Raw genomic sequence first — 24,853 nt, 5'->3', positions numbered from 1 at the left:
ATTTTACTGAGTATAGTATTATTAACTAACTTTAGTCGTGGTGCGCTCTTTAGGCCCTGACAACATTTTGGGATGAACGATACATTGAAAAGAATCTTCACTTGATAGCTCTTGCATCGTAAAAGAAATTAAATCATTTTTCCTTATAAAACAATGATCATCCTGCTCAATCACAATTTGGTCCGCCTTAAAGGCAATCATGAGCTGGTGTTCTGTCCCGACCACCTTGCAAGGAATAATTCTCATTTTTCCTTCTAAGTTGGTTGGAATATGTTCGTCACCGAACATAACTGAGTCCGGATTGTCGACAATTCGTACAATAGATTCGGGAATTTCCTCCATATATTTTTTGATCGAAACAAACATAACTGGAGCTTTGGAAATCGGGTCATATAACTGATTTCCGCTATCTACTAAGCCAGTTAACTCCAAGATAATCTCTTCAAATTCAACTCGCACCTTTACAAGATGATTCGCCTGAATTTTAACAGTTTCAACTCTGTCGATATTTGATTTTGAAAAATGCCAAGCAATCGGAAAACCTAGGAGAACAAACATCCAACTAATCGGATCACCAAAGCCCTTTACACTTGCTAACATAACGGATGAGGATAACTCAAAATCAAAATGAACAAAATAATGTGTCCCTATCAGAGCACCACCCACGAGAAAGGTTGTGAAGTAAAAAGTCATGAGCCCTGAAATAAAATAACGGAAGCGTTTATAACCAAAGGCTATAAGCACCATAAAAATAGAAAAAAGCAGCTTTGAGAGCGGATGTCCTGACAAATGGTGAACCGGGGTTACCGCTAATAGCACGATAATTGAACCAAGTAACCCACCACAAAAGATACGCCACTTTGATACCTGTCGTTTTAATATGATCGCTGTTAAAAACAAGAGGAGGCTATCAAATAACACGTTTAAAGCCCAGATTACATCAAGGTAAACGGTCACCTTATTCCCCCCTTCCTTGGACCGTTTTAATAAGGTGGGAACAGCTTTTAGTTTTAATCATGAAACAAACTTCTCAAGCGATTCTAGTAGGCTGTTACGAAAAAGTATAACGTATCAAGGTAACAGAAGTATGTCACTTCCTGTACACAAAAAAGGGGAAGTTTTGTAGAAAAGCGTAAGCGGCTCGCTTAGGGGCGGAAGGCGCAAAAAAACAAGACCCAATCAATGGGTCTTGTTTTTAAATATATTCTTATCGTCTGCGATTGCGGTTTCTTAAGAATGTTGGGATATCTAATGTATCTTCAGTTGGTTGTTGTGATTGTACAGTTCGTGGTGCTTCCTGCTGCACTTCTTCACGTTTTGGCTCTCGTTTGATTGAATTCAAGCCAGATTTTACACCGCCAAATGCTGGGCGAGTCATTTTTGGTTGAACCACTTCTTCATTAAAACCTGTTGCAATAACCGTTACGACAATTTCGTCCTTAAGGTTCTCGTTAATGACGGAACCGAAAATCATATTTACTTCTTGGTCAGAGGCTGTTGCAACGATATCTGCCGCTTCTTGAACCTCGTAAAGACTTAAGTTTGTGCCACCGGTAATATTCATCAAGACACCTTGAGCGCCATCGATAGAAGTTTCCAATAATGGAGATGAAATGGCTTTTTTCGCTGCTTCAGTGGCACGATTTTCACCAGAAGCAACACCGATTCCCATTAAAGCAGAACCTTTTGATGACATGATGGTTTTGACGTCAGCAAAATCGAGGTTAATTAGCCCTGGTACGGCAATCAAATCGGAAATACCTTGTACCCCTTGACGAAGTACATTGTCTGCCTCACGGAATGCTTCAAGCATTGGTGTGCTCTTATCAACAATTTCCAATAAACGATCATTTGGAATAACAATCAAGGTATCGACTGCTTCCTTCATTGAAGCAATACCACCAGCCGCTTGTGACGCACGCTTTTTACCTTCAAAAGTAAACGGGCGCGTAACGACTCCAACAGTAAGAGCTCCTAACTCTCGGGCTATTTGCGCGATTACAGGAGCTGCTCCAGTACCAGTGCCACCACCCATTCCAGCAGTTACGAAAACCATGTCGGCACCTTTTAAAGCTTCTTCTATTTGTTCGCGACTTTCTTCGGCAGCTTTTTTACCTACCTCAGGATTTGCCCCGGCACCAAGTCCGCGAGTTAATTTCCCACCAATTTGCATTTTGATTTCTGCTTTTGATAAATTTAACGCCTGAGCATCAGTATTAACTGCAATAAAGTCAACACCTTGAACACCATGCTCAATCATACGATTTACCGCATTGTTTCCGCCGCCACCAACGCCGATGACTTTTATTGTAGCTAGTTGATCTAAATTTGTATCAAACTCCAACATGACAAATCCTCCTAATTCGTCGTATTCCTGATAGCCGTTTACTCAAAAAAGTACCCTAGGAACTTTTTCATTCTAGTTGACATTTTTTCTTCTGGTTGCTGCTTGTCTGGCTTAGCTTTTGGTTGTGGCTGCTTTTGAACACGCTTTTCCATTATATCATGACCATCTCGGTCGTGCTTTCTCCCTTTTAATCTAGCATTTTTATAGGCGAACTGGATTAAACCTACAGCTGTAGTATATTGTGGCTCACGAACACCAATATAATCAGGAATTGCCATTCTCACTCTATTTTGAAAAATAACCTGAGCAAGCTCTAAAACCCCTTGCATATTCGCGACCCCACCGGTTAATACTATTCCACCAGGTAGATCTGAAAAACCTAATCGTCTAATTTCTGCTTGGACTAACTCATATATTTCCTCCAAGCGCGCTTCGATAACGTCTGATAATTCAACCTGATTGAAATGCTGTTGCTGATCACTACCGATTGTTGGAACGCTGAAAACTTCTTCTTCTGAAGCGTGATCATAGAAGGCATGTCCGTATTTAATCTTTATTTTTTCAGCATCCTCAGTGGTTGTTCGTAGACCTACGGAGATATCCTTCGTAATATGGTCCCCTCCAACTGGGATGACACTTGTTGCTTGCAAATATCCATTTTCAAAAATAGCAATCGTTGTAGAACCTCCGCCGATATCCACTAGTGCTACGCCTAAACTTTTTTCATCTTTTGATAAGGCAAAAGAACCAGCAGCCAAAGGATGGAGGGTAATATCGAGAATGTCTAGACCCGCACGTTCAACACAGCGTAGTGTGTTATGTAGGATTGTTTTTGAACCGGTAATGATCGTTCCTTCCATTTCCAAACGAACACCAATCATACCACGAGGGTCGGTAATTTCATCAAGTCCGTCAACGATAAATTGTTTAGGAATAACATCAATGATTTCTCTTTCAGGCGGAATTGAAATGACTTGAGCAGCTTCAATGACTCGTGCTACATCAACATCTGATATTTCTCGATTTTCACTTGATACTGCAACAACACCGTGACACGGTTGTAATGAAACGTGGTTACCGGTAACACCTACGATTACTTGTCTTATTTCCATGCCGATCATTCGCTCTGCTTGCTCAATCGCACGTTTAATTGAATGAACGGTATCATCTATATCCACAATGGAGCCCTTGCGCAAGCCTTCAGACTTCACATTGCCAACACCAATAATATTTAAGGAGTCATTGACCATATCACCAATGATTACTTTTACACTGGATGTACCGATGTCAAGACTTACATATATTTCATTGCTGTTCATTCATTGGCACCTCCTTTTCGCAATTTCTGTTATTGAACAACAAATTTTTAGTTGAAACAGAATATATTATAGAATTATTCGTCACAACATAATTATTCCCTTTTTTATAATTCAATTTTTTTCTATTTTTTCACGTGGTGTTGACCATTTTGTCAATAATATCCGTCTAATTACCGCGATATTTTGGAAGAGCCGCACACCAAACGCAAAAACTGCTGCTAAATACAAGTCTACACCAAGATGTACACCCAGAAAAGCCAAACTTGCAGCTAAAAGTATATTGAAAAAAAATCCGGACACAAATACCTTTTCATCGTAAATATTTTGCAAATGTGCCCTTATTCCACCAAACAAAGTATCAAGTGCAGCTAGTACAGCTATAGACAAATAATTTGAGTATTCATCAGGGATTCGAATATCGGTAAGCAGTCCAAGAACAACTCCGACAATTAATCCCAGAATCGGAAGCCACATCTTATTTACTGCCTCCTTTTTCGGATTCCACTGGTTCCATATTCTTTATTCTGATTGTATCTTCAAACGCAGGAATCGTGAGGTCATCGGATGGTTTGGATACATTTACGCGTAAACTGTCAAATTTATATAACTCCTCTGCAGCCTGTGAAGCTTGCATCCGGTTATAGAGCTTTTCAGCATTTTTGACATTTTCGGCAATAACCTTAATTTCGATTGGAAAATCCTTTAGTGAATGGCCATCAATTTTTGTAATGCCATTAATATCACGAATAACAGATGTATTAATCAACCGTTTCCCGTCAATTGATATATACATGGCACCGTTCATGTTTAGCTCGTTCACCAGACGCTTAAGTGAATCTGGAGAGATAGCTGGAACATCTCCAGCAAACAAAACGTCCTCATAGGCTGGCTCAATCACCAGAATAATTCCTGTTCCAGAAACCTCCGTTAACCCCGCCTGTGTTTTTAGTTCATCAAGGGTTTCCCGTAAAACTTGTTCCTTACTTTTGCTCCGTTCAGTTTCATACTTAGCTAGCTTTTCTTCGTTGGAGCGAATTTCTTGAAGAAGCTTAGAGTAAACCTCTTTTTCTTTTAATAAATCCTCTTGAAGCTGCCAAGTGTCTCGTGTATCTCTTTCCACAGGTTTTTTGACAGTTTGAAATTGGATTGCTAGCATCAGACCGATAATTACAGCTATTGCAGTAAAATTTAAATATTTCATATCCTGGCTTCACCTGTTTTTAGTTTCCCAAAATTGGCTCTAATACAACATTTTCCTTCTTTTCGATTTTAACGACTATATTATCATTAACTAGTTGGTCTTTAACTCCACCTGTCAAATTTATTGCTGCACTCATAACATCTGGATCACCGATTGCCGAAATAATGAAAGGAGCCGGTTGCTGGGTGCCATCAATGGTAATGACTGGACCATTACATATGATATAGGAATTAGACGAGAGTCTTTGGCCATTGATTGCGATGGCCGAGGCCCCGGAAATAAACAGTTCGTTTATCACTTTAAAGACATGTTGTTCATGAACGATATAGTTATTTACATTTTCTTCCTTCGGATTGTAATCTCCATCAGCTAACGTTACTTCAACACCCTTACCCTTAACCTTGACTTTTCCTAGAAACATCCGGTATTTTTCGGTGTCTTCCGCAAGGTTAAAAAACACCTGTGCTTCAGAAGAAAGCTCCTTTTCTATTTCAAGAACCTGCTGCTGTTTTTTCGCAAGTTCGTTTTGCAATTTTCGGTTCAATTCCTCTTGTTCAATCAGTTGATTCCGTAAATCTAAATTTCTTTGCAACTGCTTGTCCGGTATGTTAGCCTGTTTATTTTCAGCTTCTGTCCTTTGATAAGAGAAGGCAATCATAAACCCCAAAACTAAGCAAACTAATGAAAGGATGACGTGCTTACCCTTCACCTTCACTAGCATTTTCACCTTCTTCAGCTCCTTCCTGTTTATAAGCTTTGAAGTAGGAGCCTACCTCCAGGTCGATTATGCCCTTTTCTTCTGGATTTAATTGACTAATAATTGAAGGATAATGTTCCATTTTTTTAGAAAAGCTACGTAAGGTTGCATGAACCTCAAACCCATCATTCATGAAGAGTTTTATGCTATATTCATCAGTTTCTTTCGGTGAGTATTGAACCTCAGAAATTGAATTCACAATGCCTTTTGGAAGGTTTTGAAGCTCAGAAATCATTCTTTTTAAAACTTTCCCCTTCGAAAAACCAACTAATATTGGAGCTTGAACAGGAAAAGCGCCTCGATTCATTTCTGGAAGAATTTCGCCATTTTCAAGTACCGGTGAAAAGCGATCACCTTTATTGATATAAGCAATTTGTTGATGCTCGTCAATTTTAATCGTGACTGTTGAAGGTAGTTGAACTTTCACTGAAACAGCTTTTATTTCTTTAAGTTTTCGTAAATTGGTTTCAACTTGTTTTTCATTGACCTTCCAAATATTTGTCTTTTTTGTCAACCCTGAAAGCTCCCCGATATCTTCTGAAGAATATACTTCATTACCTTTAACATATATATTTCTTACATGACTTAACGGAGATTGAAAATAGATGATGCAGCTCATGAGCAAGAAAAAGCAAAATAATAGAATGGTTAAGCGTTTATTGGCTTTACGTTTGCGTTGTTCCTTGAGCTTTGGAATTCGATCTTCAAGGGAGACAATTTTCCCCTTATCCACATATTTCACCTCTTAAAGGTAGTTGATAATACTTTAAAAGCGAAAAACAACGGCACGAAACCATGCCGTTATTTACTAAGACCATTCTTTGTCCTATTAAAGCATTATAACATAATATGGGATTCAATCGGCATCATTTCTGTAAGTTTTTCCCGATAATTTCAACTTCTGTTTCCATTCTGACATGATATAGCTCATATATTTTATCCTTAATATATTGAATTAAATCAAGGACATCTTGCGCAGTAGCATTGCCGTTGTTAACGATAAAGTTCCCATGCATATCGGAAATTTTAGCACCACCGATTGCAAAGCCCTTTAATCCAGCCTTTTCAATTAATTGACCGGCATAGTTTGGCAGTGGATTGCGAAAAATACTTCCAGCACATGGGTAATTCCAAGGTTGTGTTTTTTTACGATAATCCTTATTTTTCTGCATTTCGGCAATGATTAACTCTTTTTCACCCGGGATCAATTCAAATACGGCTTCCACAACAATTCCCGGCCGTTTCTTCTGAAGCACTGAGGTCCTGTATGAAAATTCCATTTGTTCATTTGTAAGCCACTCCATCGTTCCGTCTGGAAAAAGAACATGGGCTTTTGTTAATATTTTAGAAATATCATTACCATGGGCACCAGCATTCATATACACAGCTCCGCCAACAGAACCTGGTATACCACCGGCGAATTCCAATCCAGATAAACCTCGCTTACAAATAATTGTCGCAAAGCTGACGAGGGAGTAGCCACCGCCAACCTTCACTTCCGTTCCATTTACTTCTAATTGATCAAGACCAGAGCCAAGTTTAAGCACGACCCCTTCAATTCCTTGATCTGATACAAGTAAATTTGAGCCTCTTCCGATGGCCCGCCATGACATATTATATTTTCGAATCAACTGAACTGTTTTTTGTAAATTCTCGATTGAGGAAGGCTCGATGAAAATCTCGGCTGGTCCACCTATTTTCATCGTTGTGTGTGAACTGAGAAGCTCATTTTCTTTAACCTTACCAATCTGTAAAGCAGTTAATTCGGTTAAAAAACCGTTCATAATCTTAAAACCCGCCTTTCATTCGTTAGGTTCGGTGTAATGTAGTTTATGCTTAAGCAACTATCTGGGCACTATTTTCAAGACCTTTTCGTAATTTCCTTCATCACTGCATATAATCTTTCAGCGGCATCAGGAATTCCTAATTGTTTGGCTGCCTGCTTCATTTCCTCTAGTTTGTTTTCGTTTAGAAGAATTTCATCGATTTTTTTAATCAACTTCGCGGAATTCAGTTCGGATTCTAATAGCAAAACAGCCGCATCATGGTCACTAAGGGCACGAGCATTTTTCTCTTGATGATTATTTGTTACATATGGACTAGGGATCAAAATACTTGGAACACCCAGTGAGGTTAACTCAGCTAATGTTGTGGCCCCAGCCCGCGATACTGTTAAATCGATTCCAGCTAGAACTTGCGGCATATTATGAATAAATGGCTTTATAATAACATTATCAGGATTTCCGGAAATTTCAGCCTCGGAAAGCACCTTTTCATAATGAACATCACCCGTTACATATAAAACTTGATATGGCTTTTCTGCTAATTGTGATAATGATTTTAGAACAGCTTCATTAATTGGTCTTGCCCCACGGCTACCACCAAATATCAGTACAGCAGGCTTGTTTGTTGCCAAGCCAACTGATGCTCTTCCCTTATCGCCATCCTGTCCCAATACCTCTGAGGCACGTGGATTTCCAGTCATGACGACTTTTGATTCAGGAAAGTACTGTCTTGCTTCATCAAAGCAAATAGCTACACGGTCAACATAACGGCTTAGAAATTTATTGGTTAAACCGGGAACGCTATTCTGCTCATGAATAATCGTTGGTATCCCCAATTTCGCTGCAGCGTAAACGACCGGTCCGCACACATAACCCCCAGTACCGATCACGACATCTGGTTTAAACTTTCTCAAGAGTTTCTTGCTATCTCGAACGCCTTTTAAAAATCGAAATATAGTTTTGATATTATCGAATGAAAACTTTCGCTTAAAACCAGTAATATGGATTGCTTCAAATGGTATCTGCTCCATCGGTACCAATTTGCTTTCTAATCCTTCTTTTGTTCCAATATATAAAAATTGTGCATTATTTACTTTTTTGTTTATTTCACGGATTAATGCTAACGCAGGATAAATATGTCCTCCCGTTCCTCCACCACTGACAACAATTTTCATTTTTTCACCTCTAATTAGAAAATCCTTAAGCGCTACTTACTATGTTAGAACTAATGATGATTACATATAATCAAATATGATTGTTTAGCAGTCACTTTCCAATTTTACTATAAAAATCTTAATTGTTAATATTTCAATAAAAAGATAATCAAATTGTAATACAAATGAAAGAAACCCTGTTTGAACAGGGTCCCATTATAACCTTGCGTAGCGGCTTATATTTAGGAGCACTCCTATCGCCATGAGCATGAGGGTTAGCGACGAGCCTCCATAGCTTAAAAACGGTAGTGTGATCCCGGTAACAGGCATTAAACCTGTTACAACGCCTATATTAATCATGACCTGAATCGCAATCATTGCAATAATTCCGACAGCTAAAAAGCTGCCATATAGGTCAGGTGCACCTAAGGCAATTCGGATACCTCGCCATAACAGGAGGGCAAAAAGTAGCAAGACAAATGACCCGCCAATGAAACCAAGTTCTTCTGCCAATATCGCAAAGATAAAATCCGTTTGCGGCTCCGGTAGATAGAAAAACTTCTGACGACTTTGCCCCAAACCGAGTCCGAACAAACCTCCCGGCCCAATTGCATAAAGTGATTGGATGATTTGAAATCCACTGCCCAAAGGATCAGACCATGGATCAAGGAACGAGGTAATCCGTTTCATCCGATAAGGAGCTGAGATAATTAATCCAACAAATCCGGCAACACCCAATAATCCCAAACCAGCAAAGTGACTAATTCGCGCTCCAGCAATAAAAATCATGACTACACACGTTCCGACCATCACCGTACCCGTACCCAAATCAGGCTGTAACATGATCATTGCAAATGCCGTAAATACGAGTGCTAAAGATGGTACGAGTCCAAGTCGAAATGATGTAATAAGCTTTTGACGTTCAGATAAAAATTTTGCCAAAAAGGCAATCATCGCCAGCTTCATGAACTCAGAAGGCTGAACTGAAAAGGCCCCGACACCAATCCAACTTCGTGAGCCATTTCGAACATTACCAATTCCGGGTATGAGCACGAGAACCAGCAACACAAAACAGGTGATGATGAGTACCTTCGCCCATGTTCGCCATGTCCAATAATCAATGTTCATAATAAAAAACATCGCAAAGATCCCAACAACAGCAAACAAAAGCTGCCTTTTCGCAAAGAAAAATGAATCATTAAATTTATAATCGGCCCAGACGGCACTGGCACTGTAGACCATAATCAGTCCAACAGCTAACAATGTAAACGTAATGATCATCAGCAACAAATCAGGAGTAGTTTTTTTTTGCGGCAATGTAACACACCTCAACTGTGAGTTTAGAGCCTGATTCCTGAATGCTTTAGGAGGACAAACCCTTATTAAAGCTTATGCACAGCTTCAATAAAAATGTCTCCCCTAACCTCAAAAGTTTTATGTTGATCCCAGCTTGCACACGCCGGAGATAGGAGAATGACATCCCCCGGCTCAGAAAGCTCGAAAGCAACAGGAACGGCCTTTTCCACATTATCGACGCGTTTGATTCCTTTTATTCCAGCCTGTCTAGCGGCATCCTCAATCTTTCCTGCTGTTTGTCCAAAGGTCACCACCGCTTTTACATTGGACAAAAATGGTACCAATTCATCAAAGCTATTGCCACGGTCCAATCCTCCTGCGAGAAGAACAATTGGTGCCTCAAATGCCGAAAGAGCTTTAGATGTTGCTAAAATATTCGTAGCTTTTGAGTCGTTATAAAAACGGCGTCCCGCAGTTTCAGCAATATATTGCAATCGATGCTTAACCCCTTTAAACGTACTTAGGACTTGATAAATTGCTTGATTGGATACACCGCTTAGTTTTGCTGCAGCAACCGCTGATAAGATATTTTCTAAATTATGTACACCAGGAAGAACGATATCCTTTTGAAGAACCACCTGCTCCTGCCCCCACATAACCCAGCCGTTTTCTAGATAAGCTCCCTCATCAAGTTTTTTTGATGTGGAAAAATAATAAACTTTTGCATGAGATTGCTTTGCCAACTCTTGGCACTGCAACTGATCACCATTTACAATTAAATAGTCAGCGCTTGTTTGATGTTTCGTAATATTTCCTTTTGCGCCCCAATATTCTTGTCTTGTTCCATGATAATCTAAGTGAGCGTCATAAAGATTTGTGACGATGGCAATTTTCGGTCTAAACGTCGAAATCCCCATTAATTGAAACGAAGATAATTCGATGACAATCGTATTTTCTTGTTGTGCAGCCTCTGCAACTCCTGAAGCTACCGTTCCGATGTTTCCGGCAATTAATGGTTGCTTTTGACCTTCTTTTAACATTTCAAATATAAGTGTAGTCGTCGTCGTTTTTCCGTTCGTACCCGTAATTCCGATAAATGGTGCTTCAGAAATTTGATAAGCAAGCTCCACCTCAGTTATGACCGGGATTTCACGTTCAATCGCACAGGCAATCATCGGATTATGATAAGGAATTCCAGGGTTTTTTACTATTAGCTCAAAGCCTTCATCCAATAATTCAATCGGATGATCTCCGCAGATTACCTTAATTCCCTGTTCTAGCAACCCTTGTGCCTCAGGGTTTTCAGATAATGGCTTCATATCATTTACTGTCACGAAAGCACCAAGTTTATGTAAAAGTGATGCCGCACTAACACCACTTTTCGCCAAACCTAATACTAAGATTTTTTTATGACGATAGTTCTCAATTTTTTTCATGTTTATAACCACACCTCTAAATAGATTCCTAACACAGCAAACAATAAGCCAACTGTCCAGAATGTCACGACAACCCGCCATTCTGACCAACCGACTAATTCATAATGATGGTGCAATGGACTCATCCGAAATATTCTTTTCCCGGTCGTTTTAAATGAGGCTACTTGGAGAATGACCGATAATGTTTCAATCACAAATACACCACCGATAATAATCAGCAAGATTTCCAGTTTGGTTAAAATCGCAATGGTACAAATAGCTCCGCCAAGAGCCAGTGAACCTGTATCACCCATAAACACCTTAGCCGGATGGGCATTGAACACTAAAAATCCTAATACGGCTCCTACGACCGCCACTGAAAAGATAGCAATCTCAAATTGTGATTGATTCCACGCTAACACCGCAAATGCCCCAAACGCAATTGCAGCTGTACCGGAAACAAGTCCATCCAATCCATCTGTTAAGTTGACGGCATTGGAAAAACCAACTAACCAAAAAATGACGAAGAATAAATAAAACCAACCTAAATCAAACGAAACATCCAGAACAGGAATGTTAACCTCAGTCGAGAAATGATTTTGTGTATAAACGATATAAAAAATCACTGAAATAATAATTTGACCAAGCATTTTTTGTCTTGATGTCAGACCTAAATTCCGTTTCATCACAACCTTAATAAAATCATCCAAAAAGCCTAATAAACCAAAACCAAATGTGACGAACAATAATAAATACGTTTTAACAGTTGGCTCGGCAAATTTCCCGGTCATCACAAGGGTCGTCACAATAATCGACAGGAGAATCATAACTCCTCCCATGGTTGGTGTTCCTGTTTTCTTTTGATGCGATTTTGGACCTTCTTCACGTATGCTTTGTCCGAATTTCAATCTTCTCAAGAATGGAATAAACACTGGAGAAAGTAGTACTGTGATTAAAAAACCCATAATAATTGTAAAAAATATCACCTGCTCCAGCATGTTATCCCCTCCTTGCTACCGCTAATTCTTCCATGATCTGAATAATTTGCGTTAACTTTTTAGAATTATCATATGTTGAAATTTTTTCTTTAAGAAGTTCTACGTCTACTAAAATGGACATTTCCTTTACATCCTCTTCCTGCAATACTTTTTCTTTGTATAAACTTAATAATTTTTCTATATCGGCAAATAGTTGCTTTGTTAAAAAGAGCGGAAAATAGTTCGGCGTATAAGCGGGAATAGGGATAAACTCATCCCATACCGCTGCAATTGCGCCATGATTGATTGCATGAAGCAAATCACCTTCATTTTCCAAAATCGGTAGAAACAGACCTTTGGGCTGCAACGCATCACCAGTGACGGCAATTGAGTGAAATGCCATTTGATGATCATCCAGTCCAACCACTTTTGGAAAAACAGCTTTAAGTATCTCAAACTCTAAATACATCCGCTTTCCCCCTTTATGGCCTCCTTCGCAACAAGTCGATCATCAAAGGCGAGAATTTGATTGCCTATTTGCTGATACGTTTCATGACCTTTCCCTGCTATTAAAATGATATCGCCAGGTTTAGCTGCTTTCACTGCAAAATGAATCGCTTCTTTCCGATCCACTATCACCTGATACGTTTCACCAGAGACACCTGCTTCCATATCTTTAAGAATCGCCAGCGGATCCTCACTGCGAGGATTATCTGAAGTAAAAATTGGATTGGTCCCATATTTCACGGCAATTTGTGCCATAAGTGGACGCTTCGTCCGATCACGGTCACCACCGCAGCCGACAATCACATAGATCCGTTCATTTGCAAATTGCCCAATCGTTTTCAAGACATTCTCCAAACTGTCTGGTGTATGGGCATAATCAACAATAACTGCGTAAGATTGGCCTTCATCGACAAGCTCCATTCGTCCTGGCACACCTTGGACAGCTTCAATCGATTCAATTATCTGTTTTAACGGAATCCGGTAAACAAGTGCAACTGCAATACTAGCCAATACATTGTAAACATTAAATTTCCCAACCAGCTTTGTTGTCACCACAGAAGCACCTAGTGGCGTAACTAATTCAAAGGTGGTTCCGCCTGCGTTCATCGAAATATTGCGAGCACTAATGTCCGCAGGAAGATCAATTCCGTAGCTTATCACATGGGCTGCGGTTGATTTTTCATACATTTTTGTTGCTTCGTCATCAACATTTAAAATGGCAAACTTCGGTTCATGGTCAGAAAACGCATTCCCAAGTTGGGAAAATAACAAGCCTTTTGCCCGTTTATACTCAGCCATTGTCTGATGATAGTCGAGATGATCTTGCGTTAAATTAGTGAATACCGCCGTATCGAAAGCACAGCCATGGACACGCCCCAAATCGAGGGCATGCGAAGACACCTCCATCACGGCAACCTCAACCTTTTCATCTACCATCTGTTTAAACAGTTTTTGCAGGGTGAGACTTTCTGGAGTTGTATTTTTTGTTTCATACATTTGGTTTCCAATCTTGGTATACATCGTCCCGATTAATCCCGTTTTTTTACCAAAATCAGCAAAGATTTTTTCAATCAAATGGCTCGTCGTTGTTTTCCCATTGGTACCAGTGATTCCAATTAAGTGTAGCTTTTGTGTCGGGTGTGAATAAAAAGCATCCCCAAGCACAGCCATAGCCCGAACCGTGTTTGTCACAACGATCACTGGAACAGGTAAGTCTAAGGGCTTTTCTGCTAAAATAGCTACTGCACCATTTTGAACAGCTGATGCTGCAAACTGGTGTCCATCAACGGTATAGCCTTTGACACATACAAACAGGCTTCCTTTAGTGACTTTGCGATTATCATTTTCAATCGAAGTCACCTCAACATCCTCAAACTCAAATGGAGCCAGTGGATGTAAACTCTGAAGCAATGTATGTAATTTCATAAAGTATCATATCCTCTCATCCAAAAGCTTTAGCTAACGTTTTTTTTGACTGTGAATGCTCTTGTAAAAAAGAGTCCTAATTAACAATATAGCGGTTTTATTGTACACGATTCGAGGTAATATAGCCACGACCTATAGGATATTTTTTGGCATAAAAGTGGGTTTCCAAAAAAAAGAAGCGGCGAATGAACCATTTGCCGCCTCTTTAAACCCTTCATGATCATTCTATCCTTGCTTATTAGCTTGTTTGACATAGCTAGTTTGACTTATCCGCTGTCTTTTCCTTTTTGTCTTTATCCTTATTATCCTCTGACTTTACCTTCTTTTTAGCAGCGGCCTTTTCATCACCAAAATAAAGTCTAATCGTCGATCCTTCTTTTATTTTTACACCCGGCTGAGGTGATTGCTTTACGACCGTATCACCGTCACCACTTGAATCAATTTTTAAATTAATAAATAACTCACGAAGTTCATGCTTTTTAAAGCCGACTACGTCCGGTACCTCAATCATCGGCACATCCCCAAAGGCGATTTTCTTATCGATTTGTTGTTTGCGTGGTTCTACTCCCATCACAGGAAGGACATCCTTCATAATATTACCGACAATTGGGGCTGAAACCTGGCTACCAAATTGCACGGTCCCTTTTGGATTATCAACAGCAACATAAACGACAATCTGCGGGTCGTCTGCTGGTGCAAATCCGATGAAAGACACAATATGGTTATTCTCTAAATAATGACCATTTTGCGCCTTTTGCGCTGTACCTGTTTTTCCACCAACCCGATAGCCATCAACAAACGCTTTGCCCCCCGAACCTTGGGCCACGACATTTTCCAATGCATAGCGGACCTTTTCCGATGTTTCCTTGGAAATAACGTTTCGTTTGGCGACAGGTGTTTTCTTCATTACCACTTCTCCGGTCTCAGGATCGACGAGTTCCTTAGCGATATATGGTGTATATAAAGTGCCACCATTGATAGCCGCTGAAATTGCTGCTACCTGTTGAATTGGTGTTACTGAAACCCCTTGACCAAATGCTGTTGTCGCCAATTCAACTGGGCCGACATTTTTTAAATTAAACAAAATCCCTGTTCCTTCACCCTGCAAATCAATTCCTGATTTTTGACCAAAGCCAAAATTCTTAATGTATTTAAACAAAGTGTCCTTTCCTAAACGCTGACCAAGCTCAACAAAGCCCGGGTTACATGAGTTTTGGACAACTTCAAGAAAGGTTTGATCACCATGCCCACCACGCTTCCAACATCTCAGTCTTGATCCTCCTACCTCGACAAACCCAGGGTCATGGAAATGTTCTTTTTCAAGGTCAACCTTCCCCTCCTCTATTGCCGCTGCTAAAGTGATGATTTTAAAAGTTGACCCCGGCTCATACGTACTCCAGACAGGTAAATTTCGATTATAAATTTCCTGGGGAACATTTTTAAAATTGGCTGGGTCAAAGCTAGGACGACTGGACATCCCGAGAATTTCACCCGTATTTGGATTCATCGCAATCGCAATAATCCCTTCAGGCTGATAGCTCGTTTCCGCAATATCCATCTCCCGCTCTAGCACCGTTTGAATTTTCGTATCAATTGTTAATTTTAAATCAAGCCCATCCTTAGGCGGCTGATAATCATCAGCCATGTCATTCATCCGTTTTCCCTTGGCATCAGCATAAAATTGCACAGATCCCTGTTCTCCCATTAATTCCTTATCATAATATAGTTCTAGCCCCATTAGGCCTTGATTGTAAGCTCCAGCAAAGCCTAAAACATGGGACAAATACGTTCCGAACGGATAATGTCGTTTGGAATCCTCACCAATGTATACTCCTTTAAGACCTAGTGAACGAATTTCCTTTGCTTTTTCATGAGAAATTTTCCGTCCTTCAGGTATTCGTTCTATCGATGTTTTTTTTGTAATATGCTGATAGGCCTTTTCTTTTGACATATTTAATGCAGCTGCTAATTTCTCTGAGGTTTTCACCGGATCAACAATCTGTCTCGGAACGACATACACAGTCGGAGAACTCACATTAGTTGCAAGCTTGACACCACTGCGATCTATAATTTCGCCTCGCTTTGGTTCAAATGGGATATTTCGACTCCACGAATCTTTCGCCCGATCCGTAAGTAATTCACCTAAGAAAAACTGCACATATCCCAGCCTCAAATCGATCACTAGGAAGATGGCGAGACCAACAATAAGAGCGATGGCTAATCTTTTCCGAACGGTAACTTGAGATACACGCATGTATGAACGAAACTCCTTTCTCCTACTATCAGACTTCATCTCTAACCAAAGAATCTACCGCTTTCTGATTGGAGAATTTGTCCATTTCAACTAAGCTCCGTTCATTTATATGCTTGTACCCTTTTAAATAGAACGAAGAGGTTCAATCATGAACCTCTTCCTCGCCTTGTTTCGGATTATTTTCTTCGTTCTGTTTCTCTTCCGTTTCCTTCTGTATCTCAGCTGGCGTTTTGCACTCGATGATTAAATAGCTGTCTTTTTCGACCTGAGTTCCCTGGGCAATATTTTGCCCGACGACATACCCATTACCAGTAACGGTGAGTTTTAAATCAGCCATTTTAGCCAAAGTCATCGCTTCGCGGCGAGACCAGCCGGATAAATCAGGGATGACTAGAGAACCGTCCGTTTTTAAGATCACTTTTTCCCCTTCGAGAATTGCTGTATTTTTAGCCGGATATTGCTCAAGAATCAGATCACCATCGCCGATTACGACAGCTTCTAGACCCTTTTTACTTATTTCAGCAAGCGCCTTGTCAAGCGATGAAGCCGTTAAATCTGGCATGTTGTTCGTTTCAGCCTTTTCCATTGTTGCAGGCTTTATATTTAAATATTGCAAGCTATTTTTCATCACTGAATTAAAAATCATTGAAACAGGAATCGAACCATCAAAATAGCTCTCTAATTCAGGCTGTTGCACCGCTACATATACGATTAGTTTCGGATCATCCTTTGGTGCCATACCAAGGAATGAAAAAATATAGTTGGACGCTCCAGTTAAATAACCCTTTGCTCCCGGAATTTGCGCCGTTCCTGTCTTACCAACAACATCATATCCATCAATTTTATAACGGTTTCCTGTTCCCTTCGGGGAAGTAATAACCGTTTCTAAAATGTCTCGAACCTCTTTGGCCGTTTCCGCAGAAATTGGCGTGCCCGCCACTTTTGGTTGGCCACTTTTAATAACCTTACCAGTATTGGGATCGACGATTTTACTAACCACATAAGGCTGCATCATTTTTCCACCGTTTGCCACTGCCGTTGCAGCTTGGACTTGCTGGATTGGTGTGATTGCCGTACCTTGTCCAAATGCAGTCGTAATTTTATCAATTGGATATTGGTAAACAATTTTCCCTGATGTTTCATTTGGCAAATCAATCCCGGTCGGTTGTTCAAATCCGAATTTCGTTAAATATTCTCGATACCTATCAAAACCAAGCTTCTCGTTGGCAATTCTCGCGAATGCAACATTGGAAGAACGCTGAACCCCTTCAAGAAATGAAATCGTTCCCCATCCGCTTCCGTTATGGTCACGAATCGCTTTTGAATTTGGTGTGACTCGGTAGGAACCAGATTGATAGTATTCATTCGGGTTAAATACGCCTTCTTCAACGGCTGCTGCCAAGGTGAAAATTTTCATGGTAGAACCCGGTTCAAACGAATTTTCAATTGCCTCATTATGCCAGCTTTTCTCAATACCTTCTCTTGTTTTTGGATGGAAGGTAGGCCGTTGACCCATCGCCAATATTTCACCCGTTTTTGGGTCAGCCACCACAGCAATGATTTTTTTCGGCTTGTATTCTTCGGCAACCTTATTCAGTGCATCCTCTAAAAACGTTTGAATTTTTTTATCAATCGTTAAATAGATATCATCCCCATTTTGCGCCGGGACGACTTTTTCCTCCCCATCAGGTAGAAGGTAGCCCCAAAGATCACTATCATATTTTACTGATCCATTCTTCCCAGTTAATACATCATTTAACGAACTTTCGATTCCTAGGGCCCCTACTGTTTTATTTGTTCCATCTTTATTTTCCTTTTTCTCAACAAACCCAACTAAGTGGGAAGCAAATACCCCATTTGGATAAAACCTTTTCTTATCACGAATAAAAGTAATCCCTGGAAGCTTCATTGCTTCAATTTCCGTTTTCATTTGATGGGAAATATCGCGCCCTGCCATACCAAATTCGACCTGGAACCTTCCCTTTTGGCTTAGTGCTTCCAAAATCTCCGACTTACTAATTGGAAGAATTTTCGCCAGCTTTTCAGCAGTCATTTCCTTGTCAACAACATGCTTTGGTTTATCGGGGTCGGTCGTCATCTTCTTATCTAATATTGCAATCACTGTATAAGAGGTTGTATCTTTGGCAATCGCTTCTTCATTACGGTCAAAAATCGTTCCTCTTGAAGCCTCGATAACTCTTTCCTTCGTATATTTTTGCTGTGCTTTTGCGGCTAATGATTCACCCTTTGCTTCACCAGAAACTTGAATAGTGATGTAATGGGTAATTAAGACAAAAAAGAGCAGGCTGAATATTACAAATAATATCGCTGCTCCCCGATTCATATTGGGTTGTTTCTTAATCATTATTCTTGCACAACCTTAACATTGTCGTTTAATTGTAGGCCGAGCTCCTTTGTAGCAATAGACCAAATCCGCTCATATGTGCTTAATTCTGCAACCTGAACAGTTAAATCACCATTAACTTTTTGCTGTTCTTGAATTTGTGCCTCAACATCTTGAATTCCCTTGTTTACTTTATAGATTTCTGCTGCGTTCGATACAATCTGAACAGAACCAATGCAAATACAGGCTCCAAACAGCAAAGCTAATATTTTTTCTCCAGGGGAAAACAGTACTTTTCTCTCAACCGCTGTTTTCGTTTGTTGTATTTCCCGCTTTTGTATGTCCTGCTGCAGCTTTTTGGCTAAGTTACTCATTTACTTCCCTCCCGAAATATTGTTTTCTTATTTATTTTTCTCAGCAACACGTAATTTGGCAGACCTAGCCCGGTTATTTGCTTCAAGTTCAGCATCCGATGGCACTACCGGCTTTCTAGTAATAAGCTTTAACTCCGGTTCATATTCTTTAGGAATCATCGGCAAACCAGGCGGTAATTGCGGCAGTTCACTAGCCTTTTTAAAAGTAACCTTACAAATCCGATCCTCTAAAGAATGGAAGGTAATGACGCTTATACGACCACCAGGGTTTAACAGTGAAATCGCATCCTGTAAAGATTTCTCAAATACACCCAATTCATCATTTACAGCAATTCGAATTGCTTGGAAAATTCTTTTTGCGGGGTGTCCACCTTTTCTCCTTGCCGGTGCAGGAATTGCTTCTTTAATGAGCTCGACCAATTCAAAAGTTGTCTCAATTGGCTTCACTTCACGTGCTGCTTCTATTTTTCGAGCAATTTGTTTTGAAAATTTTTCCTCACCATACTGGAAGAAAATGCGGACTAAATCTTCATAACGCCATGAATTGACAACATCATAGGCTGAAACGTTGGATTGTTTGTCCATTCGCATGTCTAAAGGGGCATCATGGTGATAGCTAAAGCCACGTTCAGGAGTGTCTAATTGTGGGGACGATACTCCTAAATCATATAAAACTCCATCAACATGATGTACTCCATAGGCCAATAACTCTTCTTTGAGGTTGGAAAAATTACTTTTAATAATGGTTAGGTTAGATTGGTACTGTGCCAATTTTTCCTTGGCATGGGCGATTGCAGTTTCGTCTTGGTCAAAGGCATATAATCTACCCTCACTTGAAAGCTTTGAAAGAATAAGCTCACTGTGACCTGCTCCTCCCAATGTACAATCAACGTAAACTCCATCTGGTTGTATGTTTAATCCATCAACTGCTTCATGCAGCAACACTGTTGTGTGTTCGAACATGGTGTTTCTTCCACCTTTCTAATCATTCTCGTCGGAGAGGCTAAATATCAAACCCGATCATATTCTCCGCAATGTCTGCAAAGGATTCCTCGGACTTTAAGAAATATTCTTCCCAAATTGCCTTGCTCCAAATTTCAATTCGACTAGAAACGCCAAGAACCACACATTCTTTTTCTAAGTTTGCATATTGAAGCAATGGGGCGGAAATATTAATCCTGCCTGTTTTATCCAGTTCACATTCTGTGGCACCAGAAAAGAAAAATCGAGTAAAAGCACGAGCATCCTTTTTAGTGAGTGGAAGCCCTTTAAGCTTTTCCTCCAGTAGTTTCCATTCAGAAAGTGGGTATCCAAACAAACATTGATCCAGTCCGCGTGTTAAAATAAAAGTCTCACCAAGGTCATCACGGAACTTAGCAGGGACGATTAATCGACCTTTATTATCAACGTTATGATGATACTCACCCATGAACATATCCACTACCCCCACTTTCCTTTCTAAATTTACCACATCCCCCCACTTTTCTCCACATATTTTTAGTATTCTCTAATCGATACTGAATCCCTGCTAATACAACTGCTTTTTCCACTGTGTTTTCATTGTTTTCTTGCGACAATAATTTCTCATCTTGAAAAAAGCCTGATTTTTTCAGGGATTTTGACATAGGTCTTTCTTCATAAAAGTTCAAAAAAATCCAAGTTTTTCTGTAAACCGTGTTTCTTCACAATGATGAGCCTTCATTCCTACATTCCACCGTCATAAAATTGTCGATTTTTAACAAAAATAACCCGCACAAAAACAAAGAGACTAACTCTCGATGAATTAGTCCCTCGTCTTTATAATTTAACAACCTTATGTGTACCATCAAATTGATAATCTAGCATCACCAACTGCTTGATGAATTCAAATCCGTATTTATTTAGAAAATAATACGGATTAAGGATTCGTTCCTGTGGTGCTCCGTTTGGTCTGAGGGCATTGCCGATGCGATCAAGCTTTCTTAAAGTCACCATGTGTTTTTGATAAATCGACTCATGAACCTTATCCTCCAAAAACCTAATTTGCTTTTGGATCAACTGTTCATTTTTCTTGATTAATGTGTTCAAGCCTCGATCGATTTCCTCGATTTTCTCGATAATAACTTCGTACTGCTCCGAAAACTCTTTGTTTAATTTTAAGAAAAGCTGCTCGAGTTCAGGATCCTTTACTGAATGAAGAAACTCCTCTTTGGGTGCGCTAATTCCTTCCTTTAATACTGCCTCAAGTGATAGTCCCAACTCAGCAATATCAGTTTCAATAGGGCGTTCTAATAAAGTTATATTTAGTCTCGGTACTATTGGTGGAAGCTTTATTTGAAATAATTCAAAAGCTTGCTTCAATTCACTCCAATAAGCGATTTCGCCTGGGCCAGCAATGAAGGCAAGCGTCGGAAACAACCACTCCTGGGTCAACGGGCGCGTCACCACGTTATTGCTTAATAAATGGGGTTTTTCCGTTGATAACTCAATCAAGTCTGCATAGGAAAATTGTAGAGAATGATTTTTGCCAATAAAAAGTTTAGTCTCCGGCTGGTATTCAAGTAAAATGCGCGAGTTAGATTCTTCATCATAATAGAAAAGATTAGCAGCTGTCTCTTTCAGTTCAATCGCATTGGAATAGCCACAGGTTTGGAGGATTGCCTGTTGAGCCAATACCGCATCCGTAATTTCCTGACTATTGTTAATAATTGACTGAAAATAGTCCTGTTCTAATTTTCGTAACGCCATGTCACCTGAATCAATAATTAACAAGCCAAAATCCTTAAACATTTCCATAATAATGTGGGCAAAAAAATCAACCAATGTTGTTGATTGCTCAATTGCCTGAGCGGTAAAATCCAGTAACGCCTTTGTATACTCTGTTTCACCAAAGGATTCAATAATTTTCTTAACCCAAGTGTCACAAAGTTCTCTATCAAGGCTTATATCAGAGACCATTTTCTTCCCGTGAACCAATTGAGGATAGGTCATTTTCTCAATTTTTTGATCCGCTTCAGTAAAAATATGATTGACCTCGGCATAGTCGTGGTCTTCTCCCGCAATCCAGAAAATTGGAACAACTGGTATCCCGAGCTCTGACTCTTTTTGTTTTGCGAGAGCAATAATTGAAATCACTTTATGTACCGCATACAGCGGACCAGTTAAGACGCCTGCCTGCTGACCACCAATGACTACTACGCTATTTGATTGCCGAAGCTTTGACAGCGAATGATCCACCGCATAAGAAGTAGGATATTTGGTCATAAAATATTCTATATGGTCTGCTATTTTCTCACGGTTAAACTCACGACCTGCTAACTCGTTTAATCGCTCTATATAATCAGAATGATTTTGATATCGGTAATGAAAAAATTGCATCATATCAGGCGTCTGAGCCAAATATTCTGTTGCAAACCGGTTATTGGCCGGAAGCGAGAGATTTAACATCTCCATCTACTGTACTTCCTTTCTAGTCAACTATTGTAATTCCTTAATGAGTATAGCACTTTCATTTTAGAAAAGGAAAAAACTTTGCCTAATTAATAACGATTTCATCATCTTTAACTGCTTATTCTTTGGACGATTCCAAATACGAGCAAAAAGAAATAGGCTATAAAAAATAGTAAAAAGTTCATGCGCCAAAAGCCCTTCAAAATTGGTTTAATCAATATTTCCTGCTTTACTTTCCAATGAACTAATACAAACCCACTTGCTACGAAAATCATAAATATCGAGAGGAGCCATAAATATGAGTGCTCCCAAATCACCATAATTAGATGATGAACAGCAATAATTAGAAATGCCGTGCTCCAATCAATCGCCATGTGAAACGCTTTTCGATTATTTTTTAAAACATATTTACTAATAAAAAACACGATTAGATAACCTAATAAAGGGATTGTAATGATGGCAGCAATCAAATTCGCAATAAGACTCGACATTTATTCCTCCCCTTTACCGATACTAAATCCTTTAATAAGGTGATAATAGGTTTCTATGATTGGAACATGAATGGCTTTCTTTTCAGCTTCTTCTAAAATATAGCCCAATATAGCATCAATCTCAGTCGGCTGGTGATTTTCAATATCCTTGAGCATCGAGGAACGATTGCCCGCTGTGTTCTGACAAACTGTCACAACATGCTGAAAATACGCATCATGATCATCAACCTCGAGAACACTCATTAGCTCCTTGAACAAACACTTCATGCTGCTAAAATAATAAGGATTAGATAGTAATTCTCCATTTGGTACCTTGAGGACAGCCGTCATTGGATTAATGATGGCGTTGACAATCAGTTTTTTTACAAGCATTTGATAATAATGCTCTTCCACTACAAACGGAAAGGATTTCGGAATTTTATCGATAAACTCTTCAAGAAATGAGTGTTCACCATTAATTACTGCTAAGCGGGTTACCCCCTCACCAGTGTGCGTGACAATATTTTCACTGTTACGATAAGCGCCATGCTCAACAGACCCTACGTATACCTCGCAGTTGGTGATGGCTTTGAGATGCTTGATATGCCCCATTCCATTCTGTAAAAATAGTAATCGGCCTGTTGGTTTAGTTTGTTGACGGATTTTTGTAAACACAGCTTCTAGCTGATATTGCTTAACCGTCACAATCGTTAAATCCTCTTGACCCTGCCAGCTTTCAAGTGTTTTCCCCGAAACGTATGTATGATGCAAATGATCTTGATATTTTAAGCAAAGTCCTTCTCGATTAATCTTATCGGCCTGCTCAAGCGTTCTTGTATATAACGTCACCGATGCAGCTTGATTTAAATAATAGGCAAAAAGCAGCCCAATTGAACCCCCACCAATAATTCCAATCTTCATAAATTTTAACCCCATTTTTTCTATGATAGCTTTTATTTTATCAACAAAATGGAAAATTGAACATTTCGATTCTGCAAACTTTTTTAAACCCTGTTATCCTAGCTTAGGATATAAAAATGCTTATCAAAACACAATATTCAATTTGAAATAGCTTTAGGTGGTTTCGCTTGGGTTTAAAAATGCAGAATTTTTAGACTTTTTAGTATATAATAGAATTATCTAGAAAAATAATGTTTTTTGGTAATAATCAACTAATTGCTTCACAGGTTTTGGACTAATGAAAAATAGGAGGAAACTAAGTGGACGTAAAAGTAGAGAAATTAAGAGTGAATTACAAAACATTAGAGGATTTTAGTAAATTTAAAGAGTATGGTCTTCAAGAATTATCAATGTTAGAAGACCTACAAGCCAACATCATTGAAAATGATAGCGCTTCCCCTTTTTATGGAATCTATTTAGCCGACTTGCTAGTTGCCAGAATGAGCCTATATGAGGTTGATGCAAAATATAATCGATACTTTTCCCCTCCCAAAAATTACCTTGAGCTCTGGAAGTTAGAAGTTCTATCTGATTACCAAGACCATGGCTTAGGCACAGCATTAGTCAATTATGCCAAAAGTTTCGGTTTACCCATAAAAACGAATCCTCGAGCGAAGTCAAAGGAGTTTTGGGAAAAGAAGGATTTCGCTCCGGTTCATTATGAGACAAGCCGAGATCTCGGTGAAAATCCACTGATTTGGTTCCCTAAAGGATATGAAGAACAATTAATATAAAAATACGAATCGAGTAGAGGGAAAATAAGATTATTATTTTCGCCCCTCTCACACCACCGTACGTACGGTTCCGTATACGGCGGTTCAATTTATATTACAGTGTGTA

Annotated in this window: 24 protein-coding genes; 1 reads left to right on the top strand and 23 read right to left on the bottom strand. The window is 39.5% G+C overall.

The genetic code is table 11. The features are described from left to right. Positions 1-21: 21 nt before the first annotated feature. The 23 genes from spoIIGA to HHO41_RS03785 form a co-directional block, all read right to left on the bottom strand. Positions 22-957: a sigma-E processing peptidase SpoIIGA gene (gene spoIIGA / locus HHO41_RS03895; protein ID WP_169095687.1), complete on the bottom strand. Its 936-nt coding sequence runs from the start codon at positions 955-957 to the stop codon at positions 22-24. Between the two features lie 250 nt (positions 958-1,207). Then, positions 1,208-2,347: a cell division protein FtsZ gene (gene ftsZ, locus HHO41_RS03890; protein ID WP_169095685.1), complete on the bottom strand. Its 1,140-nt coding sequence runs from the start codon at positions 2,345-2,347 to the stop codon at positions 1,208-1,210. 38 nt (positions 2,348-2,385) lie between these two features. Beyond that, positions 2,386-3,666 (bottom strand): cell division protein FtsA, encoded by a 1,281-nt coding sequence (gene ftsA, locus HHO41_RS03885; RefSeq protein WP_169095683.1) that lies wholly within the window; start codon positions 3,664-3,666, stop codon positions 2,386-2,388. 111 nt (positions 3,667-3,777) lie between these two features. Further along, positions 3,778-4,140, bottom strand: a complete 363-nt coding sequence (locus HHO41_RS03880) for a small basic family protein (RefSeq protein WP_169095681.1) — start codon at positions 4,138-4,140, stop codon at positions 3,778-3,780. Position 4,141: 1 nt separating this feature from the next. Then, the gene (locus tag HHO41_RS03875; RefSeq protein ID WP_169095679.1) at positions 4,142-4,867 is read right to left on the bottom strand and encodes a DUF881 domain-containing protein; all 726 of its coding nucleotides are present in this window, start codon (positions 4,865-4,867) and stop codon (positions 4,142-4,144) included. Between the two features lie 19 nt (positions 4,868-4,886). Next, positions 4,887-5,588 (bottom strand): DUF881 domain-containing protein, encoded by a 702-nt coding sequence (locus tag HHO41_RS03870; RefSeq protein WP_169096061.1) that lies wholly within the window; start codon positions 5,586-5,588, stop codon positions 4,887-4,889. Then, positions 5,566-6,357 carry a cell division protein FtsQ/DivIB gene (locus HHO41_RS03865; protein ID WP_169095677.1) on the bottom strand — a complete coding sequence of 264 codons (792 nt, stop codon included), beginning with the start codon at positions 6,355-6,357 and terminating at the stop codon, positions 5,566-5,568. The genes HHO41_RS03870 and HHO41_RS03865 overlap by 23 nt, the downstream gene beginning before the upstream one ends. 133 nt (positions 6,358-6,490) lie before the next feature. Continuing rightward, positions 6,491-7,408, bottom strand: coding sequence for a UDP-N-acetylmuramate dehydrogenase (murB, locus tag HHO41_RS03860; RefSeq protein WP_169095675.1), 918 nt, complete (start codon positions 7,406-7,408; stop codon positions 6,491-6,493). 77 nt (positions 7,409-7,485) lie between these two features. After that, on the bottom strand, positions 7,486-8,583 hold the full coding sequence (gene murG, locus HHO41_RS03855) for an undecaprenyldiphospho-muramoylpentapeptide beta-N-acetylglucosaminyltransferase (protein ID WP_169095673.1): 1,098 nt from the start codon (positions 8,581-8,583) through the stop codon (positions 7,486-7,488). A 195-nt stretch (positions 8,584-8,778) separates the two neighbouring features. Then, positions 8,779-9,879, bottom strand: coding sequence for a stage V sporulation protein E (gene spoVE, locus HHO41_RS03850; RefSeq protein WP_169095671.1), 1,101 nt, complete (start codon positions 9,877-9,879; stop codon positions 8,779-8,781). Positions 9,880-9,944: 65 nt separating this feature from the next. Further along, complete coding sequence (gene murD, locus HHO41_RS03845; protein ID WP_169095669.1) at positions 9,945-11,294, bottom strand: UDP-N-acetylmuramoyl-L-alanine--D-glutamate ligase; 1,350 nt, start codon at positions 11,292-11,294, stop codon at positions 9,945-9,947. A gap of 2 nt (positions 11,295-11,296) precedes the next feature. Continuing rightward, the gene (gene mraY / locus HHO41_RS03840) at positions 11,297-12,271 is read right to left on the bottom strand and encodes a phospho-N-acetylmuramoyl-pentapeptide-transferase (protein WP_169095667.1); all 975 of its coding nucleotides are present in this window, start codon (positions 12,269-12,271) and stop codon (positions 11,297-11,299) included. Position 12,272: 1 nt separating this feature from the next. Then, positions 12,273-12,719, bottom strand: a complete 447-nt coding sequence (locus tag HHO41_RS03835) for a hypothetical protein (protein ID WP_169095665.1) — start codon at positions 12,717-12,719, stop codon at positions 12,273-12,275. Next, the gene (locus HHO41_RS03830) at positions 12,710-14,182 is read right to left on the bottom strand and encodes a UDP-N-acetylmuramoyl-L-alanyl-D-glutamate--2,6-diaminopimelate ligase (protein ID WP_169095663.1); all 1,473 of its coding nucleotides are present in this window, start codon (positions 14,180-14,182) and stop codon (positions 12,710-12,712) included. Before HHO41_RS03830 ends, HHO41_RS03835 begins: the two co-directional genes overlap by 10 nt. A 256-nt stretch (positions 14,183-14,438) precedes the next feature. After that, on the bottom strand, positions 14,439-16,436 hold the full coding sequence (locus HHO41_RS03825) for a stage V sporulation protein D (protein WP_169095661.1): 1,998 nt from the start codon (positions 16,434-16,436) through the stop codon (positions 14,439-14,441). Between the two features lie 142 nt (positions 16,437-16,578). Further along, a complete protein-coding gene (locus HHO41_RS03820) occupies positions 16,579-18,801 on the bottom strand; it encodes a penicillin-binding protein (protein ID WP_169095659.1) in 2,223 nt (740 codons plus the stop codon). Next, positions 18,801-19,154, bottom strand: coding sequence for a cell division protein FtsL (ftsL, locus tag HHO41_RS03815; RefSeq protein ID WP_169095657.1), 354 nt, complete (start codon positions 19,152-19,154; stop codon positions 18,801-18,803). Before ftsL ends, HHO41_RS03820 begins: the two co-directional genes overlap by 1 nt. Positions 19,155-19,181: 27 nt before the next feature. Continuing rightward, complete coding sequence (gene rsmH / locus HHO41_RS03810) at positions 19,182-20,117, bottom strand: 16S rRNA (cytosine(1402)-N(4))-methyltransferase RsmH (RefSeq protein WP_169095655.1); 936 nt, start codon at positions 20,115-20,117, stop codon at positions 19,182-19,184. 40 nt (positions 20,118-20,157) lie between these two features. Beyond that, entirely contained in the window at positions 20,158-20,589 is a 432-nt protein-coding gene (gene mraZ / locus HHO41_RS03805; protein WP_169095653.1) for a division/cell wall cluster transcriptional repressor MraZ, read from the bottom strand. After that, complete coding sequence (locus HHO41_RS03800; protein ID WP_169095651.1) at positions 20,576-20,779, bottom strand: hypothetical protein; 204 nt, start codon at positions 20,777-20,779, stop codon at positions 20,576-20,578. The genes mraZ and HHO41_RS03800 overlap by 14 nt, the downstream gene beginning before the upstream one ends. A 172-nt stretch (positions 20,780-20,951) precedes the next feature. Beyond that, entirely contained in the window at positions 20,952-22,586 is a 1,635-nt protein-coding gene (gene bshC / locus HHO41_RS03795; RefSeq protein ID WP_169095649.1) for a bacillithiol biosynthesis cysteine-adding enzyme BshC, read from the bottom strand. 107 nt (positions 22,587-22,693) lie between these two features. Next, entirely contained in the window at positions 22,694-23,074 is a 381-nt protein-coding gene (locus HHO41_RS03790; RefSeq protein ID WP_169095647.1) for a DUF3397 domain-containing protein, read from the bottom strand. Then, positions 23,075-23,974 (bottom strand): 2-dehydropantoate 2-reductase, encoded by a 900-nt coding sequence (locus tag HHO41_RS03785; protein WP_169095645.1) that lies wholly within the window; start codon positions 23,972-23,974, stop codon positions 23,075-23,077. 299 nt (positions 23,975-24,273) lie between these two features. On the opposite strand from HHO41_RS03785, the gene HHO41_RS03780 reads away from it, so the two are divergent. Further along, complete coding sequence (locus tag HHO41_RS03780; RefSeq protein ID WP_169095643.1) at positions 24,274-24,747, top strand: N-acetyltransferase; 474 nt, start codon at positions 24,274-24,276, stop codon at positions 24,745-24,747. The last annotated feature ends 106 nt before the right edge of the window (positions 24,748-24,853 follow it).

Source organism: Bacillus sp. DNRA2 (genome assembly GCF_012843265.1).
GTDB lineage: Bacteria > Bacillota > Bacilli > Bacillales > Cytobacillaceae > Bacillus_BU.
This window is presented reverse-complemented; position numbering and strand designations above follow the sequence as displayed.

What these genes read in the sequence shown, in the direction of transcription:
- ftsZ (WP_169095685.1), bottom strand. Translation starts at nt 2,347, where the DNA reads ATGTTGGAGTTTGATACAAATTTAGATCAACTAGCTACAATAAAAGTC.
- ftsA (WP_169095683.1), bottom strand. Translation starts at nt 3,666, where the DNA reads ATGAACAGCAATGAAATATATGTAAGTCTTGACATCGGTACATCCAGT.
- HHO41_RS03880 (WP_169095681.1), bottom strand. Translation starts at nt 4,140, where the DNA reads ATGTGGCTTCCGATTCTGGGATTAATTGTCGGAGTTGTTCTTGGACTG.
- HHO41_RS03875 (WP_169095679.1), bottom strand. Translation starts at nt 4,867, where the DNA reads ATGAAATATTTAAATTTTACTGCAATAGCTGTAATTATCGGTCTGATG.
- HHO41_RS03870 (WP_169096061.1), bottom strand. Translation starts at nt 5,588, where the DNA reads ATGCTAGTGAAGGTGAAGGGTAAGCACGTCATCCTTTCATTAGTTTGC.
- murB (WP_169095675.1), bottom strand. Translation starts at nt 7,408, where the DNA reads ATGAACGGTTTTTTAACCGAATTAACTGCTTTACAGATTGGTAAGGTT.
- murG (WP_169095673.1), bottom strand. Translation starts at nt 8,583, where the DNA reads ATGAAAATTGTTGTCAGTGGTGGAGGAACGGGAGGACATATTTATCCT.
- murD (WP_169095669.1), bottom strand. Translation starts at nt 11,294, where the DNA reads ATGAAAAAAATTGAGAACTATCGTCATAAAAAAATCTTAGTATTAGGT.
- mraY (WP_169095667.1), bottom strand. Translation starts at nt 12,271, where the DNA reads ATGCTGGAGCAGGTGATATTTTTTACAATTATTATGGGTTTTTTAATC.
- HHO41_RS03835 (WP_169095665.1), bottom strand. Translation starts at nt 12,719, where the DNA reads ATGTATTTAGAGTTTGAGATACTTAAAGCTGTTTTTCCAAAAGTGGTT.
- HHO41_RS03830 (WP_169095663.1), bottom strand. Translation starts at nt 14,182, where the DNA reads ATGAAATTACATACATTGCTTCAGAGTTTACATCCACTGGCTCCATTT.
- HHO41_RS03825 (WP_169095661.1), bottom strand. Translation starts at nt 16,436, where the DNA reads ATGCGTGTATCTCAAGTTACCGTTCGGAAAAGATTAGCCATCGCTCTT.
- HHO41_RS03820 (WP_169095659.1), bottom strand. Translation starts at nt 18,801, where the DNA reads ATGATTAAGAAACAACCCAATATGAATCGGGGAGCAGCGATATTATTT.
- ftsL (WP_169095657.1), bottom strand. Translation starts at nt 19,154, where the DNA reads ATGAGTAACTTAGCCAAAAAGCTGCAGCAGGACATACAAAAGCGGGAA.
- rsmH (WP_169095655.1), bottom strand. Translation starts at nt 20,117, where the DNA reads ATGTTCGAACACACAACAGTGTTGCTGCATGAAGCAGTTGATGGATTA.
- mraZ (WP_169095653.1), bottom strand. Translation starts at nt 20,589, where the DNA reads ATGTTCATGGGTGAGTATCATCATAACGTTGATAATAAAGGTCGATTA.
- HHO41_RS03800 (WP_169095651.1), bottom strand. Translation starts at nt 20,779, where the DNA reads ATGTCAAAATCCCTGAAAAAATCAGGCTTTTTTCAAGATGAGAAATTA.
- bshC (WP_169095649.1), bottom strand. Translation starts at nt 22,586, where the DNA reads ATGGAGATGTTAAATCTCTCGCTTCCGGCCAATAACCGGTTTGCAACA.
- HHO41_RS03790 (WP_169095647.1), bottom strand. Translation starts at nt 23,074, where the DNA reads ATGTCGAGTCTTATTGCGAATTTGATTGCTGCCATCATTACAATCCCT.
- HHO41_RS03785 (WP_169095645.1), bottom strand. Translation starts at nt 23,974, where the DNA reads ATGAAGATTGGAATTATTGGTGGGGGTTCAATTGGGCTGCTTTTTGCC.